The organism is Microtetraspora sp. AC03309 (assembly GCF_020826795.1).
GTDB classification, from domain to species: domain Bacteria; phylum Actinomycetota; class Actinomycetes; order Streptosporangiales; family Streptosporangiaceae; genus Microtetraspora; species Microtetraspora glauca.
The window spans coordinates 1-17670 of the sequence record NZ_JADDIL010000057.1; the positions used below are offsets into that span (position 1 = coordinate 1).

Here is a 17670-nt window from a genome sequence, read left to right on the forward strand (position 1 = left end):
ACGGCCCCGATTTCAAACTCCAGCCGAACCGCTCAGCCAGCCACCGGATAGACGTGAAAGATCGAGGTTAATCCCCGAATGGTTGTCCGTATTAGACGGCGCGATTTATGCAGTAAGATACCTCATCCCCAACCGACTCTCGGATGAAACATCCAAACAAGCGAAGGATATGGCAGCCGCATGACAGCTAGAGACTATGGCTTGGACTTTCTCAAAAGCGCTCAGTTGTGTCGCGCAGAAATGTATGGCGACTGGTATCGAGACCCATGGGGATGGGCAGAGATTCTGTGGGCGAAAGAGGAACCAAGCAAGTTGCCTTTAGATGAACTGCTAAAAAAGACAAAAGATGGTGTAGAGATTAGAAACACTCCAGAATTTAGCCCCTTGCAAGTCCCTAAGAGTCTGCTAGGAATTCGCCCAGCAGTGGTTATGTCCGCTGATGCGCACCTCCTCTATCTGGCTAGTATCGCATCAGTTGCCCCTAAATTACACGCCAATCTTCCAGAATGGGTCCATGGGTGGCGAATTCGAGGAAATGACTTCATTGCACACAATTCAAACGAGTGGCGACAATACCTCAACCAGTTTAGTCTAGATGGGGCGAGAGGATGGGTTCTTAAAACCGACATCACCTCTTTCTTTGCGTCGGTCAATGTAGAAAACGTTGCCACGTTGCTCTCAACCCAACTCGGCAAGTGTGCGCCGGCAACAGTCACCGGGTCAATCTTGCGCGCTCATGACACTCTACTATCGCACTCGGGATTGCCCCAGCGGAGTTACGGATCCGCGATTATTGCCAACTCTCTCTTGCGTCCAGTTGACGATCTGATAGTGCGCAGCCTGGAGAAGGGGAAAATTTCTAAGGCCGTGCGATGGATGGATGACATCTATCTCTTCGGCGACGAAGGCCCGCTTTTTGCGCTAAATCTTGAGTTACATCAGCGCATGCGGCAGCTCGGCCTGGAGTTGAACGCAAGCAAAAGTGATCTCCTTCCCGCAGCGGAGCTGGCCCGCGAATTTGACCTGGAGAAGATCGAGGAGATTGAGACCCCACCAATAGAGGTAGATGCACCATCAGGCGTAACAGTAGCGGTTCAATTGGACACAAGCAAGGTCTTAGATCTTGAAGAGCGGATCCTTGCAGATCCTCAGATTTGGAGCCGCCATGTCGTCCGCTTGGCCCTGCGAGGCCTCAAGGACAACTATGAATTCGACAAGGCAGGTCACTGGTTAACAGTCATAGGGAAACTACCGCACCACGCAGATTCAATCGGCCGCTATCTGCGCGATGCTGTTCACTTTCCCTACAGCGACTTGAGCTGGGATCGATTGGAATCCTGGTTCAATGACTTCGTCGCGAGCCCTTGGGCATCCATTCCATGGGTACAAGCACAGGCAGCTCTAACATTTGATTCCACGCTAGCAGCTTCATCCGTTCTCAAGTCCCGCTTAACGGAGTGGCTCGAGAAAAGCAATGATATACAGCTAGTAGCCATCGCCATTCAGCGTCTTGGAATGGTCGATTCTGGTCTGGTTCGCGATGTTGTCCGAGCCCGCATAGACAATGTGACGAGCCCTCTAATGCTTCGCAATTTTGCGTTGGGGCTAATGGCCGTAAACGAGGAGCGCACTCTGGTGCGTAAGATTCTAGGACGGGATCCCCGTAATATTCTTCTTACGTCTATGTTCGAAAGTAAGGGATATCGCCCGCTGAGCGTGATCAAGGATTTCGACCACGCGGAGGGCGACTAGTCTCACCAAATCTCACCGCCGGTTGCCGAATTTCGCTTATAGATATCAAGGGCGGCGCTACGCGCCGCCGCGCGGCCCGAGATTGCGGGCCGCACGCTGCGCGTGCGGCCTGGGGGCCGTTCTCGCGCGCGCCCGCCACTCGGGCCGCGGAGTCATGGCACATCCAAATCCTTCCCGGGGCTGCCATTCATGACTTCGCTGGATGCGCTCTCGAGTTCAGCGTTCTTCCTTGCAATCCATGCATCTGTAATTCGAATGCGTTGTGCCTCCACCTGATCTCGAAGTTCCATCGTCGCGCGCAAGAGAGTTCGTATCCTCCGTATCCGCAACGGTAATAGCATCCGGCCGCGCAAGGGGTGCCAGAGGTAGCTTTTGACTAAAGCCTCGATCTCGACTAGCACGTCACAAACGGCGTTGACTATCTTCTCCCATTGCTCTTCCGTTAGGAGGTCTACGTCCCGTTGTTGCTGATGGGTTGATAGAACATAGAAGAACCAATCGCGAGCCTCAACATGAAGGTCAACCAATCCATAGGGAAGTCCAGCAGTCAGCGCTGCGGTTTCCCATGTCACAAGTGCTTCCTGAAACTGGTCTCTTCGATCGTCCAGTATCTCGGTTGCAGCACCAAGGACAAAGAGACGATGAAGATGGGCTTGACAAGCCGCGCGATTAGCTCGTCGATCTCTACTTTGGCTCGCCACAATAGTAACTAATGAACCGATCAGGCCGCCCGCTGTCGTATAGATTAGCTCCGCTATGCCTGGCATTCGACCTCCTAGCCCAGCCTTCTGATTCTCCCTGCAAATCGCATCCGGTCAAGAGACAGCCTCCGGCGGGGGCCTCGGCTCCGGGATGATCGCCACGAGCATGAGCCGGAGTCCGTAGCTGGCTGGGGTAGGAGCCTGATCGTCCCGCCCGCCGCGACCCAGGCAAGCCCAGCAGACCGCCTCCTACAGCTCAAGCCCGTCTGTGACCGTTGGCGTCCGATGACCGAGGAACGGCGACCGGCTGACGCACACGCGAAGACGGGCCTGCCCTTCCGTCGCCGGCCCGCTGCCGCTTCGCGGTGGGTCGAGGCAGACGGGAGATCAGGCAGGGGAGGAGTGCGCGGGTTTGCGCCCCCTCTTGCTCGCGGGGGCGAGGGGCGTGCCATTAGCGTGCCATCCGACTCCGGTTCTGCGTGCTTCCGATGATCGAACCGGCCGAGGTCCGGGCTTCTGAGGGCTTGATCACCGTGCCATTAGCGTGCCATTAGGCCGGGCCGAGTAGGGGGCGAGGGTGACAGCCTACGAGGTCGGCCCGCAGGTCAGAGGCCTACCGCCTGCGATCATGGCTCCTTACAAGCGAGGGGTCACTGGTTCGAACCCAGTACCGCCCACCAGGAAAAACGCCCCGTCTCCGATCAAGGAAACGGGGCGTGAGTGACTAAGCCATGAAGATGTCATCCATGGCCTCAGCGCCCTGCATGAGCACGGGGCGGATCTGCTTGCGGTAGACGGTCTCAGTGACGACCGTGTTCCTGTGGCCGACAAGCCGGGAGATGTCCTTGATCGGGACGCCGGAGTCTGAGAGCAGCGAGACGAAGCTGTGCCGCATCTCCCGCGGAGACCGGTCCTTTTCGGCGAGGTTGGCGAGCTTGAGCACCTTGCGGAAGTCACGCCGGACGTTGTGCGCGGTGAGCGCGGTTCCTGTCTTGGTACGGAATACGAGATCGGACTCGACGAGGTTGTCCTGCTGCTTCTCCCGGAGCGCCCGGAGCGCTTCCACGCAGAGACGGGGAAGCTTCAGTGATCGGCGGGACTTCACGGTCTTGGTGTTGCCCTTCTGCCGGACCGACCGCCAGACGTAGATCGCGATAGGAGTTCCTGGCCCGCCGGAGCTCGAACCCGGGGAACCTCACCGGCGGGCTTCGAGCGGCTCAGAGGTTCGGCGGAGGGGACCGGGGCGGTACGCCCTCCGCCTCGCTTCCTCAGCGGAGCCGCTCGCCTACTTGAGCAGGGCGAGAGCCTTGTCCAGGCCCGGGTCCTCGCCAGTGGAGGCGAAGGCCCCCAGCAGCGGCGGGGGAGGCCAGGGGGTCAGCTTGTCGAGGCGGGGCGGGGTGTCGGCTTGGTGCCTTCGCCCGGTACTTCGATGGCCGGGCAGCTGGTGCCCTCCTTGGGCGTCTTGAGGTCGATGAGGAAGGCGTCGATCACGTCGTTGATGCAGGTGCTCGATCCGAAGGCGACGGTGGAGGGGTAGATGGTGTGCCCGAAGCCTTCGTAGGTCACGAGAGAGGCTCCGCTCTGCTTGGCGGAGTTCTTGGACCAGGCGTACACGCTCGCGGGGTCATTGAGGTTGCCGATCATGACCAGCGGCAGGCCGTCCTTCACCCTCAGGGGCTTTTGGGGGTTGGTGGCCTTGCCTTGCCATCCCACGCAGTCCAGCGCGCCGTCGGTGGCGTTGGGGTTCCACTCGACGTTGGGGTAGCGCTTGGACAGCCGCGCGATGGTGCTCTTGAGCTCGGCGTAGTTCTTGATCTCGAAGGTCCAGTCCTGGCACCACATCCCCTGCCGCGGGTAGGTCATGGTTTCGGGCAGGTCGGGCTGCTGCGACGCCGGCGAAGGCGAGGATGAATCCGTGCCGTCGTACAGCGACTTGAAGAGCGTGGCCAGATCCTTCCAGTACTCCGGCGCGTTGACGGCCTGGGCTCTCCCGGTCAGCATGTCGAAGTCGACCTTCATGCCGGCGGCCGGGTCCACAAGCTTCCCGCTCTTGGCACGCTCGCGGAGGACGCTGTAGACCTTCTTGGCGTCCATTCCGTACAGGGCGCAGTCGGAGGTCTTGTCGCACCAGTCCGCCCACTGGACGAAGTTCTTCTCCATCGCCGCAGTTTGGCCATCCAGGAAGTCCCACGCGGATCGCAGGCTGCGGTCCACGTTGCCGTCGGCGACCAGGGCTCGCACGTGCTGGGGGAACTTCTCGGCGTACTGCTGGATCATGAGGGTGCCGTAGGAGTACCCCACCTGGGTGAGCTTGTCTTCGCCCAGGGCGGTCCTGATGGCGTCGATGTCCCGGATGACGTGCAGGTTGTCGAGGTGGTCGTACAGCGGGCCGGTGAGCTTGCGGCAGTTCCGGCTGAGCTTCTGGTTGGCGCGTCTGAGGGCGGCGAAGTCGGCCGCGCTCCGGCTGGCCCGCCTTTTGGCCTCGTCCGCCTGGAAGATCAATTCCGTGGCGCACGTGACCGGGGTGCTGGTGTTGACACCGCGTGGGTCGAAGCCGATCACGTCGAAGCGCTCGCTGATAGCCGAGGTGAACAGATTCGGCTTCCGCTTGACCTCGTCGACCCCGGAGACCCCGGGGCCGCCCGGGTCCATGAGGATGGAGCCGATGCGGGCGCTCGGCTTGGTGGCCTTGCGGCGGGCCAGGCCGATCTCGATGGTCTGACCATTCGGGTGGGACCAGTCGAGCGGCACCTTGATGGTCGCGCACTCGACCGCCGCCTCGGCGTCCTCGCAGGCATGCCAGTTGATCTTGCTCTTCGTGGACGTGGCGTGGGCCGGGACGGCCGTGCCCGCTGCCAGGATCAACGCGGCACCGAGAAGGGCGGTCAGGCGATCGGTGCGAGATCTGGTGGAGGAGTGATGTTCGTGGACTCGTAGCCTCACTGGGCGTCCTTTCGTCGGGGGATCAGGAGTTCGGCAACGAAGGGCGGCATCACGCGCGAATCGCGGTCGTGGCCGTTGTGGCTTGACGGATGCCGAACTCGACAGCTGACAGGTATACGGGAGCGGCGGTTTCGGGAGAGTTTCATGCGCGTCCGGCGGCGGCCGCGCTCTGCCAGGGTGTTCTGCCTGGTCACAGGGCATGCCGAGGGTGCCCGGCGCCGCGCTGTTCGTCCGCGGCGCCGGGTGGCGGTCGGGGCGGCGGGCTCAGACGGTTCGCAGAGCTTCGGTGGGTTGCATACGGGCGGCGCGCAGCGCGGGAAGAAGCCCCGCGACGGCTCCGATGGCGACGGCCGCGCCGAGCCCGCCGCCCCAGGCGAGCGACGGCACCACGGTCGCCCACGCCTTGACATGGGCATAGACCGCCGTGGCCGCCACCCCGATGACCACTCCGGCGGCCCCGCCGAGCGCGGCGAGCAGGATCGCCTCGGACAGGAACTGCAGCCGTATATGTCCCTTGGTCGCGCCGAGCGCGCGCCTGAGCCCGATTTCCGACCGGCGCTCCAGTACGGAGATGACCATGGTGTTGGCCACGCCGATGCCGCCCACGAGCAGGGCGACCGCGCCGAGGCCGAGAAAGAGACCGCCCAGCGCCGACTGCGCCGCGGCGCGGGCCACCAGGGCCGCCGAGGGGCGGCTGACGCCGACCTCGCCGGGATTGCGCGGATTGGCCGTGGCGGCGAGCACCTTTTGCACGTCGCTCACCTGCTCGGTCTGGGCGCGCACGTACACCTTGGACGGATGGCCGTCGAAATTCAGGTACTTCCGCGCGGCCGGATACCCGACCAGCACCGAGGAGTCGATCTCGGGGGTCAGCGCGGCCCGGTTGAGTATCCCGGCCAGGTAGAACCACTGGCCGCCGACCCAGATGCGCGCGCCCGAGTGGATCCTGGCGATGCCCAGGCGGGCGGCGGCGTCCGAACCGAGCACCGCGACCGGTTGCCCGGCCGTGGCGGCGTTGAGGTAGCGACCTTGGGCGACGGTGGCGCGCACCGCCGCGGGCAGGCTCAGGCTGGCGGCGTGGACGCTGATCGAGTTGGTGTTGAAGCTCGGGATGTGTGGGCTGCGGTAGGCGCTCGCCTCCACCTTCCCGGTGTGTTCGACCATGTCCACCGGGCCGATCCTGGCGATCATCGCCGGAGCGTCCACGGGCAGCCTGGCGTCGGCGCCGCCCATGGTCTGGCCGGGGGTGACGGTCAGCAGGTTGGTGCCGAGCTTGTCGATCTCGGCCAGCAGCCCGGCCTGCGAGGAGGCCGACAGGCCGAGCACCGCCACCATCGCGGCGACGCCGATCGCGATACCTAGAGCGGACAGGGCGGCGCGCATGCGACGGGTACGCAGGCCGACGACGGCGGTGCGGGCCAGGTCGGCCGGGTGTAGCCGCCTGGGGGCCGCCCCGTCGCGGTGAGGGGGTGTCATGGTCGGTCCCTTCGCGTGTCGGCGACGACACGGCCGTCGAGGACCTCGATGCGGCGGGGCAGCCGCGCGGCCAGCTCCCGATCGTGAGTGATCATGATGATGGTGGCACCTTCGGCGTTGAGCTCCCGCAACAGCGCGAAGATCGCGTTCCCGGAGGCGCTGTCGAGGTTCCCGGTCGGCTCGTCCGCCAGCACGATGTCCGGGTCGCCGGCCAGCGCACGCGCGATCGCCACGCGCTGCCGTTCACCGCCCGACAGCTCCGGCGGCCGGTGGTGGAGGCGATGGCCGAGCCCGACTCGCTCCAGGGCGGCCGCGGCGGCCCGCGTCCGCGTCCGATGTCGGGCGCCCGAGTACAGCATCCCGTCGGCCACGTTCTCCAGCGCGGTGGCGTGCTGGGCCAGGAAGAACTGCTGGAAGACGAAGCCGATCCGGGACGCGCGAAGCCCGGCCAGCGCCCGGTCGGACATGCGCGCGACATCGTCGCCCACGATGTGCACCGTCCCGGAGGTGGGCCGGTCCAGGGTGCCCATCACCTGCAACAGGGTCGACTTGCCCGAGCCTGACGGGCCCACGATGGCGACCAGTTCGCCCCGCCGTACGGTGAAGGTGGCCTCGGCGAGCGCCACCACCGGGGTGGCGCCCGGGTAGATCTTGGTCACCCGCTCAAGCCGAAGCACCGGCTCACCGCCCTGCCGGTCGCCGAGCGGCCGTGGTTCCGCCTGAACGCCGGTCATGTGCCCGGCACCACGATGTTCTGACCGGCCGCCAGGCCGTCACCGGCGACTTCGACCGTGCCGGCGCTGTCGTCGAACAGCCCGGTTTCCACCCGGATCAGCCGGTGCCTGCCGTCCGTCTCCACGGCCTCGACCGCGTAGCCGCCTCCGGCCAGCGCCAGCAGCGCGTTCACCGGCACCGACAGCACGTCCTCGACCGTGTCGGTCACGATGGACACGTGCACGGGCGCCTGGTCGAGCCGTCCCGTCGCCCGCGGCTTGAGCGGTTTGATGCGAACCTCGACGGTGGTGCCGCTGTCCGCTTTGACGGCCACCTTGCCTACCGAGGAGACCACGCCGGGGGTGGTCGCGCCGTTGGGCAGCGTGATGGTCACCTTGTCGCCGGTCGCGACCTGGGACTGCCGGCTCGCGTTCAGCTCGACGGTGATCTGGCGAGCCGTCGACGAGGCCCGCAGCACCACGGACCCGGCCGCCGCCATGCCACCGGGCACCGCCATGACCTTGGTGACGCGGATCCGTCCGGCGGGCACGAACACCGCCTGGCCCAGTGTCAGGGTCCCTGTCTGCTCCAGCCCCACCGCCTCCTGCAGTTCTTTGAGCGCGTAGTAGGTCTGCCGTCCGAAGTACTCGGAACCGGGGTCGAGCTCGTCCCTGGTGGCGTACCCGAGATCCACCAGCGCGGTGTTCAGTTGCCGTACGTCGGTGCCTTGCGTGCCCCAGGACAGGTCGCGGTAGACCGGGACCTCACCGCGCAGCAACACCACGGGCTTGCCGTCCACGTGGTAGAGCACCCGGCCCTGGGAGGCGACCCGGCCCACCGCGGGCAGCCCGGTCACGGTGCCGTCGGCCTTGTTGACCACCTGATAGTCGCCCGCGTAGCCGAGCGTGCCGTTCTCCATCGTCCTGGCCGACAGAGTTCCCCTGGTCACCTGTGCCAGCGCCGTCGCGGCCGCGGTCTGGGCCGGTGTTTCCTTCGTCCCGGCGGCGAACGGTCGGGACAGCGCGAACCACGAACCGGCCGCGATCACCGCCGCGCCCACGAGGACCGCCACGAGCCGGCCGAGCCGACGGCGGCGCGGACGCCGGCCCTTCGCGCTCGCCGGGCCGGCGTCCATCGTCCGGGCAGCACTCACGAGGTGCCGCCCTTCATCTGCCCCGGATGCGGCATGTTCCGCGGCTGGTACTGCTTACAGGCCCCCTCCGCCTTCTTGAACTGCTCCGAGGCGGGGTCCACGGTGCCGTTCTGCGGGAAGATGAACCCGCCGTTGTCGTCGGGATCGGGGAAGCTCGGTACGCCGTTCTCCCGCATGCACGCGGCGTACTTGAGCTTGTCCGACACCGGCCAGGAGTCGTCGGGCGCGGGCGGCCGGTCAGGGGCCGGCGGCTGGAACCGGGCGCAGTTCTTCTCCGCCGCCTTGAACTGCGGGGAGCCGGCCAGCTCCGGTGAGAAGGCGAGCCCCTTCTCGGGCTTGGGGTCGGGGAAGTCCGGCATGCCGTTCTCCCGCATGCACCGGGCGAAGGCCAGCGCGTCCCCCTTGGCGGCGGTCGCGTCCGGGGACTTCGCGCCGCCTGCCTGGGGCGCCGCGGACGCGACGGTCCTGGCCGGCCCCTCGTCGCCGGCGCAGGCGGCGGTGGTCAGCGCGGTGGCCAGCGCGACGGACGCCAACACGGCGGCCATCCCGCCGTCCCGCCGCACGCGGCCTTTCCCGCGCGTGTTCGTACCTGTAACGCTTCGCATGTCGCTCTCCATCACGTCCGATGAGGTTCTTGTCCCGACGGCCCGTACGCCCAAGGCCAAGAAGGTGCGTTTGGCGGAACGTGAACCGTTTGTAGGGGAGCCGCGGTTTCGGCGCGGTTTCACCGCCCCTGACCCGCGGATGAAACGTCGCCGAAACCGGGATTGGAGGATGCTGGCGGAGATGATCTGTCTCGGCGGAGGGAGCCGTGGGTGCGGGTGCTCGTGGTGGAGGACGACGAGGTGACGGCGCGGACGGTGGCCGTGGGGCTGCGCAGAGCCCAGATGGCCGTGGACGTGGCGCTCGACGGGCCCGGCGGGCTGGAGCGCGCGCTGTTCAACGACTACGACGTGATCGTGCTCGACCGCGACCTGCCGGGGATGCACGGCGACGACGTGTGCGCGCGACTGATCGAGGCCGGCTGCCGCAGCCGGGTGCTCATGCTGACCGCGGCGGCGACGACCGAGGACCTGGTCGACGGTCTCGGCCTGGGCGCCGACGACTACCTCACCAAGCCGTTCGACTTCCCCGCGCTGGTGGCGCGGATCGGCGCGCTGGCTCGTCGCGCCCATCCGGCGGTGCCTCCTGTGCTTCGCCACGGTGATCTCGTGCTTGACACCGCGCGACGCCGGGTCAGCCGGGGCGATCGGCCGCTGGAGCTGGCCCCCAAGGAGTTCGGTGTGCTGGAGCTGCTGCTGGCCGCCAAGGGCCGGGTGGTCGCCGCCGAGGAGCTGCTCGACCGGGTCTGGGACGAGAACGCCGACCCGTTCACGAATGCTGTGAAGATCACCGTCAGCAGGCTCAGGACCAAGCTCGGCGATCCACCGATCATTGAGACCGTCGCCAGGCGCGGCTACCGCATCTGATGGCGTCCCCGTCGGCCCTCACACGGCTCGCCGGCCGCCTGGCCCGTCCACACCTGCCCCGCCGTACCGTGCGGCTGCGGCTGACCCTTCTGTACGGAGGCCTGTTCCTGGTCTCCGGCGCCACCCTGCTGGCGATCACGTACGTGCTGGTGCGCCATGCGGTCATGGGGCAGGCGGTCAAGAGCTTCATCCCCGCGCCGGACAACGTCCCCGTCCCCTCTCCGGGCATGCCGCCGCCCGGCAAGTTACGCTCCGTTGAGCTGCTCCCCGCTCAGTTGCAGCAGGCCCTGGAGCTCCAGAGGGCCGAGGTGCTGGACCAGTTCCTGATCAATTCCGTGATCGCGCTCGCCCTCATGTCGGTGATCTCGGTCGTGCTCGGCTGGGTCGTCGCCGGACGCATCCTGCGCAGGCTCCGTACGATCGTCGCGACCGCCAGAGAGATCTCGGCGACGGACCTGCACCGGCGCCTGGCCTTCGACGGCCCCGCCGACGAGATCAAGGCGCTGGGCGACACCTTCGACGGCCTGCTGGCCCGGCTGGAGGCGTCCTTCCAGGCCCAGCGCCGGTTCGTCGCCAACGCCTCTCACGAGCTCCGCACCCCGCTCACCCGGCAGCGGGCGCTCGGCCAGGTCGCCCTCTCCGACCCCACACCCACCGTGGAGTCGCTTCAGGAGGCGCACGAGGAAATCCTCGCCGCCGGAGCCCAACAGGAACGCCTGATCGAGGCGTTGCTCACGCTGAGCCGCGGACAGGCGGGCATCGAAGCCCGCCATGCCTTCGACCTGGCCCGGCTCGGCGAAGACGTCGTGGACGCCCGCCGCGCGGAAGCCCGCCGACGGGGTGTGGCGATCCGCCAGTCATTCGGCGCCGCCCCGGCGGCCGGTCACCGCCCTCTCGCCGAACGCCTGGTCGCGAACCTGGTGGACAACGCGCTGTGCCACAACACCTCGCCCGGCTGGGTAGAGGTGGAGACCCGAACCGCGGACGGCCATGCCGTACTCACGATCAGTAACTCGGGCCCCCTGGTGCCTCCTGACGCGGTCGAACGCCTCTTCCAGCCCTTCCAACGCCTCGGCACCGCCCGCACGGAGCACCCGGACGGGCTGGGCCTCGGTCTGTCCATCGTCCACGCCATCGCCACCGCCCACGACGCCGCCGTCACCGCGACCCCCAGACCCGAGGGCGGCCTCACCGTCACCCTCACCTTCCCGTGACTGTGCGGCTTCCCGTGACTGTGCGGCGCGTACGCATCGGTCGATGTCGAGGCGCACGCCGTCGCCCACGGGGCGAGGCTGCGGTCATGTCCGAAATCCGCTAGCCTCCCGTGAGTCGCGAACTGGTGGACTTCTCACCATGATGACTCACGTTGAGAAGGCCCTGCTGTTCCGTTCCTTGCACGTCGCGGGCAGTCCGCTGCTGCTGGCCAACGCCTGGGATGCCGCCAGCGCGCGCATCGTCGAAGCCGCCGGGGCTTCCGCGATAGCAACCACCAGCGCGGGCGTGGCCTGGAGCCTCGGCGCCCCGGACGGCGACCGGCTGGACCGCAGCCTCGCCCTCGACCTCGTCGCACGCGTCGCGGCGGCCGTGGACGTCTCCGTGACCGCCGACATCGAGGCCGGGTACGCCGACGACGCCGACGGGGTCGCGCAAACCGTACGAACCGTGCTTGAGGCCGGGGCCGTGGGGGTCAACCTGGAAGACGCCCACCACGGCGGGTCGTCGCCGCTGCGGCCCGTCCAGGAGCAGGCGGTCCGGATCGGCGCCGCTCGCAGGGCCGCGGACGAAAACGGGGTTCCGTTGTTCGTCAACGCGCGCGTCGACACGTACCTCCTTTCAGTGGGCGACCCCGACACCCGCTTGGACGAGACGCTGGCCCGTGCCGCGACCTACGTCGAGGCCGGCGCCGACGGCGTCTTCGTCCCCGGTCTCACCGACCTCTCGACGATCGCGACCATCGTCGAGAAGGCGGCCGTACCGGTGAACGTGCTCGCCGGGCCGGGCGCACCCGATGTGGCGGCGCTGGCGGAGCGGGGCGTCGCGCGGATCAGCATGGGCTCCTCCGTCGCCCAGGCCGCCTACGCGGTCGCCAGGAGGGCGGCCCTTGAACTGCTCGGCAGCGGCACCTACACCACGCTGACCGACGCCCTCGACTACGCCGAGATCAACGCACTGCTGGCGTACACCTGACCGTTCGCACCACATGCGCGGGGATGGCGACAGCTTCATGGGTGAGCGCGAGATCGAACGGCTCCCCTGCGGAAACGTTCCCCGAACGGGTAAAAGCGGATCTTGTTAGAACGGTCTCTGCGCAGAAGTGCGACCCCGCGTCGTGCGTTCCGGACGTCGGTGGCCACTGGCATCGGCGCGGATGGCGCGGATCATGAGGGGCAGCGCGACCAGCAAAGCGATTCCTCTCAGCACGCCGGCGATGGGGTAGGGCGCGCGTCCAGGCGGTGGCCACCCAAAGCCGTTTCGCACGTGCGCGCGTGGGCTCGTGAACAGGGGCTTCCGGTCGCCGACCGAGGCAGGCTCCGCCCGGAGATCTGGCGGGCCTGGCATGCCGCTGTTGGGGAATATGTGTGAAGAGAACCTGTGATTCGGTTCGAACGCAACCTCATGACGTGGATATAGACGCGGCTGCTTCGCCTACGCTCTCCCCAAGGACCTGGACCAACCCCTGCTCTTCAAAGGCGAGGATTCTCCGCACACGGACATCACCCCTGCGAAGCCATGACGGTCAAGGCATCCCCTGCCCGAGCATGATCGCAGGGGGTCCTCGGCAGAGTATCGTGTGCGGTTGTGACTCGCCGCCCCTCGTAAGATCGCCTGGACGAGCTGATCGAGCAGGTGACTGTGACGATGAGCAGCTCTCCAGCTTCCAGATGGTGATCGGTGACAACCTGGCGGTGCCGTTCGAGACGAACGTGCTCGGCCTGCAGGTCACCGTCACCGCGATCGACTTCCGCGTAGGAAGCGGCATCGTGGCGATCTGCCGCCGCGGTCAGCAACCCGGCGCGCCGAAAAACTGGCACGCCAGGAACAGGAGCGGCGGCAGGCCCGGGAACTTCATCTGAACCGGCTCGCCCAAGATCTCGAAACCGCGTGGGCACGGGTGGAGGTGTTCATCGACACCAAGAAGCCACGCGAGTACGACCAGGCCGTCGATCTCCTCCGCGACCTGCAGGCCCTGGCCATCCGCGACGACCATGTCGGCACCTTCACTCAACGCTTTACCCACCTTCGGGAACGGCACCGGAGCAAGCCCAGTCTGATCAAGCGATTCACCGAAGCCGGCCTCGTCCCGGAGTGACCAGAAGTCCGCCTTGAACATCGGTGATGAGAGTTCGCCGCAGAACGTATAGCCATAGTGGGTGGGGTAAAGTCCACCCGGCATTGCTGGTTGCTCGTCGAGGTGGGCGCTGCCCAATCACGAGAGTGTGAAGGAGTTCCCCAGCTATCAGGTCAAGCGAGCTCTGTTGCTCGTTGGCTGCTCGGTGGTCGGTCGTTGATCCCTCACAGGGGCCCTGGTCGCTCGTGTGGATGCCCCGGCCGGTTGCTCGATGATTGTTCGCGTTTGTGGGATACGGCATGACATAGACCGTCACCAGCCGATACGAAAACGGCGACAACGGCGGACAGGGTGACGCGAATCGGCACGCGCGGATAGCAAACGGCAAGCAACAATTGATCTTTTAATCCGCTGTTCATGAGTTGGCCTTCGGAGTTGCTCCTCTCGTGGGACATCACTCCCAGGAGCGTGGCGCGTCAACGATGAGATCTTCAGGCTGGGGGAGCGTGGCCGGCTCGTCTTTGATGGAGTAGACCTCAAGACACGAGAGATGGCCTTCTTCGACGAAGAGCAAGACGCCATCACTGCGCCCGCGTACGTCGGCGGAGATCAGCACGCCGTCTTGCACCGGCGAGGTGAGCGCGCGAGGTCCTGTGCCCGCGCCAAGGTCCACTGTCGCGCATCCGCATGCGCATCGCCCGCTGACAACTGCCGAAGGAACTTGAGCGCGAAGTTCGTCCGCGCCGGGGAAATCCTGCGCGAGGAGTGCCAGGATGACGGCTTGCTCCTCGACTGACAGATGACGCTCGCTACTCGACACGTCGTCACGGTAGCGGATCGGGCGTGCGGGATATGTGCGGGATGATCTTCTCTGCCCGTCGTGCGCCAACAGCTTGTCGGGCAGGTCAGCGGCATATAGCTGAGGGAAAGAACCATCCACTTCTAATCCGATGGCCCTCTGAGCCGGCTGATCGCTGCCGTCCTACGGCGGTGAATCGAGTCAGGCGGCGATCAGCGGGGGAGGAATGTGCCGCGCGGATCGCGCCCAGCAAGCCGATCTTCGTAGACGGCCTGAGGTGGGTTCTCGGTCGCGGAGTGCCTTCGCCGGTTGTTGTACCAGGCGATCCTGGGGAAGATCTCGGTCACGAGTGGTCTCATTCCTCGTCGCGGCCATGCAGGTGGTCCTCGAAGGTGGGGCGTCGATCCCTTCGGCGCGACAACACGATTGCGGCCACCAGTGCGGCAGGGGCCATTGCGAGCCTGAGCGCCGAGCGGCCCAGTCGACGGACCACCCTGAGCAGTTCCTTGAGCGACTGCCAAGGGTGTCTCAGGGCCATGACGGTCAATATGAAGGCCATGCCGCCGAGGCTGATCCCCGAGAAGTCGTCGGGGTCGTCTCGTCCCTTCTCCTTGGTCACGGTGCGGAACTGAAGGGCAGGAGCTTGATGCTGCGGACCAATGGAATCCTCCCACGTCAGCATGGACATCAGGGTCGCAATTGAGCCGTGATCGTGAGCGTACATCAGGGAGCTTCACATGGCTCCGGACTATTGGCTCGACGGGATTCCAAGGCGCTTCGGTCGGGGCGGTTCGATACCTTGCTCGCGTTGGGACCGGTCAGAACGCCTCGTTTCCAATCAAGGAAACGGGGTCTGAGTGACCAACTCCCGAAGGTCTTGTCCATCGCTCTGCGGTGGAGAACCCTCGCGGCCGTAGGCTTTCCATGCCGCCCGTGGTCGTCGAGGAGGAGCATGATCGCGCCCGCGGGGCGCCTCACCGGCGATCGTAGGCAGATGCGGGGCGGGCTGGTCGACGTCGAGCTCGTTCATGGGCGGACGGTAACTCCGGCCATCGGGGGCCCCAAGGTCCGTTGCGCGTCCGTGCCTGCGACGCACTGATCCTCACGCATCACAGGGCGCTCTACCTGCGCCGCCTATACCTCGCCTATACCGGCGCATCCGATGCTCTGCCCGAGCCGTTCCCGACTTCATCCCCGCCTCGCGCGCCGGCGAAATGCACCGCGTTGAGGGACCCCTACGGAAGAAAGGCGATCATGTTGCGTCGGGAAAAGTTGATCTAAGGTGATTAATCAGTCTAAAGGGGCAGCCACGCGTCGTCGCTTTTCTTCCCGATGCTCCTATGTGATCGACGCCATTGTCCGGACCCCCTGTCGAAGTCATCGCACGTAGGAGGGCGAATGGCTCTTCGGTTTCGCGCGCTCGGCCCTCTGCAGGTATGGCAGGACGGCGAGATCGCCACGCTTGGTGCGACCAAGCAACGGCTGCTGCTGACGGCCCTGCTGCTGGAGCCGAACCGGCCGGTTTCGGACGGGCGGCTGATCACGGCGCTCTGGGAGGATTCTCCGCCTCGCTCGGCGCTCGCCAACCTGCGGACGTACGCGAATCGGCTACGCCATGTATTGGCCGGTCCTTCTGTCGACTCAGGCGAGGAACGCATCGTCAATCGTCACTCGGGATACCTGCTCTGCGTTCGTCCGGGCGAGCTGGATATAACAGATTTCAGGGAATATTTGAGAAAGGGCCGTGCCGCGCTCACCGACGGTGACCCGCGGTCGGCCGCGCGGCACCTGGCCGCGGGACTGGCACTGTGGCGCGGCAGCGCAGCCGAGGACGTCCCGCGGACGCTTGGCGTGGCACCGCAACTCGACGCGCTGGACGAGCAGCGCTACCTCGCGCTGGAAAGCCACGTTCAGGCCAGGCTCGCGCTGGGCGAGCATTACGAGCTGATCGGGGAGCTCCAGGAGACGCTCGCGGCCCATCCCACCCGTGAACGACTGTGGAGCCATCTGATGGTGGCGCTGTACCGATCGGGCGATCATGCCGGAAGCCTCGCCGCATACGCCGAGGCGGGCCGTACGATCCACAGGCACCTTGGCGTGGAGCTCGGGCCCGGGCTCAGGGACTTACACCGCGCCATTCTCGACCGCGCGCCCGTGCTGGCAGGGCCTCCCCGGCAATCCGACGGCTACCGCTGCCAGCCGCAACGGCGGCAGAGCCTGGCCGGGGAGACACTGCCAGCCGAGCCTCGAACCTTCGTGGGACGCGTGAAGGCCCTGCGCAGCCTGGTACACAGGCTCACCTCGGGCCAGGGCGGGAAGACCGTCGCCGTTCACGGCGCTGCGGGCATGGGTAAATCGGCGCTGGCACTCAAGGCGGCTCACGCGGTAAGCGGGCGCTACCCGGACGGGCAGATCTACGTCGACCTGCTGGGCTCGACCCACGGCTCGACCCCGCTCACCCCTGTCACGGCACTGGGCCGTTTGCTGCGCGGCCTGGGCGTGCCCGCTGCTGAGATACCGGCCGATCAGGACGAAGCGATGCTGCTCTTCCGGTCCGTCACCGCCCACCGCACCATGCTGGTCGTGCTGGACAACGCCGTGGACGAATCACAGGTACGGCCCCTCGTGTCAACCGGTCCCGGCTGCGCGACCCTGGTGACCAGCCGTCCCATGCTCTGCGCCCTGGACGGGGCCGTCCATCTCGACCTCGGGCCGCCCTCTGACCACGAGGCTCGCGAGATGCTGGCGGCCCGGTGCGGCCTGGAGCGGGTTCAGGCGGATCTCACCCATACCACGCGGATCGTCGCGCTGTGCGGCAGGCTGCCGCTGGCACTGCGGATCGCAGGTACCCGCCTGGCCACCCGTCGGGAGTGGTCGCCGGCCGCATACGCCGAGGTGCTGGAGGACGAGCGACAGCGGCTCGACGCACTGCAGTGCGGGGACCTCTCCATCCGGCTCAGCCTCGCGGCGGGCTACCAGGCACTGCTGGACGGTCCTACCCGGACGGATCTCCGGGCCGCCGTGCTGTTCCGCCGGCTGGGCCTGCTGCCCGCACGGGACTTCGACGCCGCGATCGCCGCCGCGCTACTTGACGAGTGTGTAACTCTGACATCAGCCGCCTTGGGCCGACTTGCCGACGTCCGGCTGATCGAGCCCGCGCCCCTTGGTCGCTACCGGGTCTTCGACCTGATACGGCTGTTCGCCAGGGAACAGGCGATGAGGGGCGACACCCCGGAACAGCGTGAACAGGCACTCGAAAGGGTCCTCAACTGCTTCGTCGACGCCTACTGCCCCGCTCCGGCACCGTGTGCACCGGCAGCAGCACGTCCGCTTGCGTGACCCGGCCAGCATGCCGGCCCGGTAACCGGCAGGCA

15 protein-coding genes are annotated in these 17670 nt (G+C 66.3%); 5 read left to right on the forward strand and 10 right to left on the reverse strand.

Translation table 11 applies throughout. The features are described 5' to 3' along the window. Positions 1-180 precede the first annotated feature (180 nt). Positions 181-1752 carry an RNA-directed DNA polymerase gene (locus tag IMZ11_RS28670; protein WP_228645567.1) on the forward strand — a complete coding sequence of 524 codons (1572 nt, stop codon included), beginning with the start codon at positions 181-183 and terminating at the stop codon, positions 1750-1752. 152 nt (positions 1753-1904) lie between these two features. Here the strand turns inward: IMZ11_RS28670 and IMZ11_RS28675 are convergent, their stop codons facing one another. The 7 genes from IMZ11_RS28675 to IMZ11_RS28705 form a co-directional block, all read right to left on the reverse strand. Then, positions 1905-2519: a hypothetical protein gene (locus IMZ11_RS28675; RefSeq protein WP_228645568.1), complete on the reverse strand. Its 615-nt coding sequence runs from the start codon at positions 2517-2519 to the stop codon at positions 1905-1907. 658 nt (positions 2520-3177) lie between these two features. Next, a complete protein-coding gene (xerC, locus tag IMZ11_RS28680; RefSeq protein ID WP_228645569.1) occupies positions 3178-3558 on the reverse strand; it encodes a tyrosine-type recombinase/integrase in 381 nt (126 codons plus the stop codon). Positions 3559-3827: 269 nt separating this feature from the next. Next, complete coding sequence (locus IMZ11_RS28685; RefSeq protein ID WP_228645570.1) at positions 3828-5396, reverse strand: alpha/beta hydrolase; 1569 nt, start codon at positions 5394-5396, stop codon at positions 3828-3830. Positions 5397-5660: 264 nt separating this feature from the next. Next, positions 5661-6872, reverse strand: coding sequence for an ABC transporter permease (locus IMZ11_RS28690; protein ID WP_228645571.1), 1212 nt, complete (start codon positions 6870-6872; stop codon positions 5661-5663). Then, complete coding sequence (locus IMZ11_RS28695) at positions 6869-7606, reverse strand: ABC transporter ATP-binding protein (protein WP_228645572.1); 738 nt, start codon at positions 7604-7606, stop codon at positions 6869-6871. Before IMZ11_RS28695 ends, IMZ11_RS28690 begins: the two co-directional genes overlap by 4 nt. Then, positions 7603-8739: a peptidoglycan-binding protein gene (locus tag IMZ11_RS28700; RefSeq protein ID WP_228645573.1), complete on the reverse strand. Its 1137-nt coding sequence runs from the start codon at positions 8737-8739 to the stop codon at positions 7603-7605. Before IMZ11_RS28700 ends, IMZ11_RS28695 begins: the two co-directional genes overlap by 4 nt. Then, positions 8736-9344, reverse strand: coding sequence for a hypothetical protein (locus tag IMZ11_RS28705; RefSeq protein WP_228645574.1), 609 nt, complete (start codon positions 9342-9344; stop codon positions 8736-8738). The genes IMZ11_RS28700 and IMZ11_RS28705 overlap by 4 nt, the downstream gene beginning before the upstream one ends. 210 nt (positions 9345-9554) lie before the next feature. On the opposite strand from IMZ11_RS28705, the gene IMZ11_RS28710 reads away from it, so the two are divergent. The 3 genes from IMZ11_RS28710 to IMZ11_RS28720 all read left to right on the forward strand — a co-directional run bounded on the left by IMZ11_RS28710 (position 9555) and on the right by IMZ11_RS28720 (position 12395). Further along, the gene (locus tag IMZ11_RS28710) at positions 9555-10208 is read left to right on the forward strand and encodes a response regulator transcription factor (RefSeq protein WP_228645575.1); all 654 of its coding nucleotides are present in this window, start codon (positions 9555-9557) and stop codon (positions 10206-10208) included. Then, positions 10208-11422 carry a cell wall metabolism sensor histidine kinase WalK gene (locus IMZ11_RS28715; protein WP_228645576.1) on the forward strand — a complete coding sequence of 405 codons (1215 nt, stop codon included), beginning with the start codon at positions 10208-10210 and terminating at the stop codon, positions 11420-11422. The genes IMZ11_RS28710 and IMZ11_RS28715 overlap by 1 nt, the downstream gene beginning before the upstream one ends. Before the next feature lie 139 nt (positions 11423-11561). After that, the gene (locus IMZ11_RS28720; RefSeq protein WP_228645577.1) at positions 11562-12395 is read left to right on the forward strand and encodes an isocitrate lyase/phosphoenolpyruvate mutase family protein; all 834 of its coding nucleotides are present in this window, start codon (positions 11562-11564) and stop codon (positions 12393-12395) included. Positions 12396-13209: 814 nt separating this feature from the next. Here IMZ11_RS28720 and IMZ11_RS28730 read toward each other — a convergent pair. From IMZ11_RS28730 to IMZ11_RS28740, 3 genes are all read right to left on the reverse strand, one after another. Further along, positions 13210-13635: a hypothetical protein gene (locus IMZ11_RS28730; protein WP_228645578.1), complete on the reverse strand. Its 426-nt coding sequence runs from the start codon at positions 13633-13635 to the stop codon at positions 13210-13212. A gap of 316 nt (positions 13636-13951) precedes the next feature. Then, positions 13952-14317, reverse strand: coding sequence for a hypothetical protein (locus IMZ11_RS28735; RefSeq protein WP_228645579.1), 366 nt, complete (start codon positions 14315-14317; stop codon positions 13952-13954). Between the two features lie 334 nt (positions 14318-14651). Then, positions 14652-14978 carry a hypothetical protein gene (locus IMZ11_RS28740; protein ID WP_228645580.1) on the reverse strand — a complete coding sequence of 109 codons (327 nt, stop codon included), beginning with the start codon at positions 14976-14978 and terminating at the stop codon, positions 14652-14654. 716 nt (positions 14979-15694) lie between these two features. On the opposite strand from IMZ11_RS28740, the gene IMZ11_RS28745 reads away from it, so the two are divergent. Beyond that, positions 15695-17635: a BTAD domain-containing putative transcriptional regulator gene (locus IMZ11_RS28745; RefSeq protein WP_228645581.1), complete on the forward strand. Its 1941-nt coding sequence runs from the start codon at positions 15695-15697 to the stop codon at positions 17633-17635. Positions 17636-17670 lie beyond the last annotated feature (35 nt).

Bases quoted from the DNA above. Each gene is read 5' to 3' on its own strand.
- IMZ11_RS28675 (WP_228645568.1), bottom strand. From the start codon at position 2,519: ATGCCAGGCATAGCGGAGCTAATCTATACGACAGCGGGCGGCCTGATC.
- IMZ11_RS28715 (WP_228645576.1), top strand. From the start codon at position 10,208: ATGGCGTCCCCGTCGGCCCTCACACGGCTCGCCGGCCGCCTGGCCCGT.
- IMZ11_RS28690 (WP_228645571.1), bottom strand. From the start codon at position 6,872: ATGACACCCCCTCACCGCGACGGGGCGGCCCCCAGGCGGCTACACCCG.
- IMZ11_RS28740 (WP_228645580.1), bottom strand. From the start codon at position 14,978: ATGCTGACGTGGGAGGATTCCATTGGTCCGCAGCATCAAGCTCCTGCC.
- IMZ11_RS28695 (WP_228645572.1), bottom strand. From the start codon at position 7,606: ATGACCGGCGTTCAGGCGGAACCACGGCCGCTCGGCGACCGGCAGGGC.
- IMZ11_RS28745 (WP_228645581.1), top strand. From the start codon at position 15,695: ATGGCTCTTCGGTTTCGCGCGCTCGGCCCTCTGCAGGTATGGCAGGAC.
- IMZ11_RS28705 (WP_228645574.1), bottom strand. From the start codon at position 9,344: ATGCGAAGCGTTACAGGTACGAACACGCGCGGGAAAGGCCGCGTGCGG.
- IMZ11_RS28670 (WP_228645567.1), top strand. From the start codon at position 181: ATGACAGCTAGAGACTATGGCTTGGACTTTCTCAAAAGCGCTCAGTTG.
- IMZ11_RS28720 (WP_228645577.1), top strand. From the start codon at position 11,562: ATGATGACTCACGTTGAGAAGGCCCTGCTGTTCCGTTCCTTGCACGTC.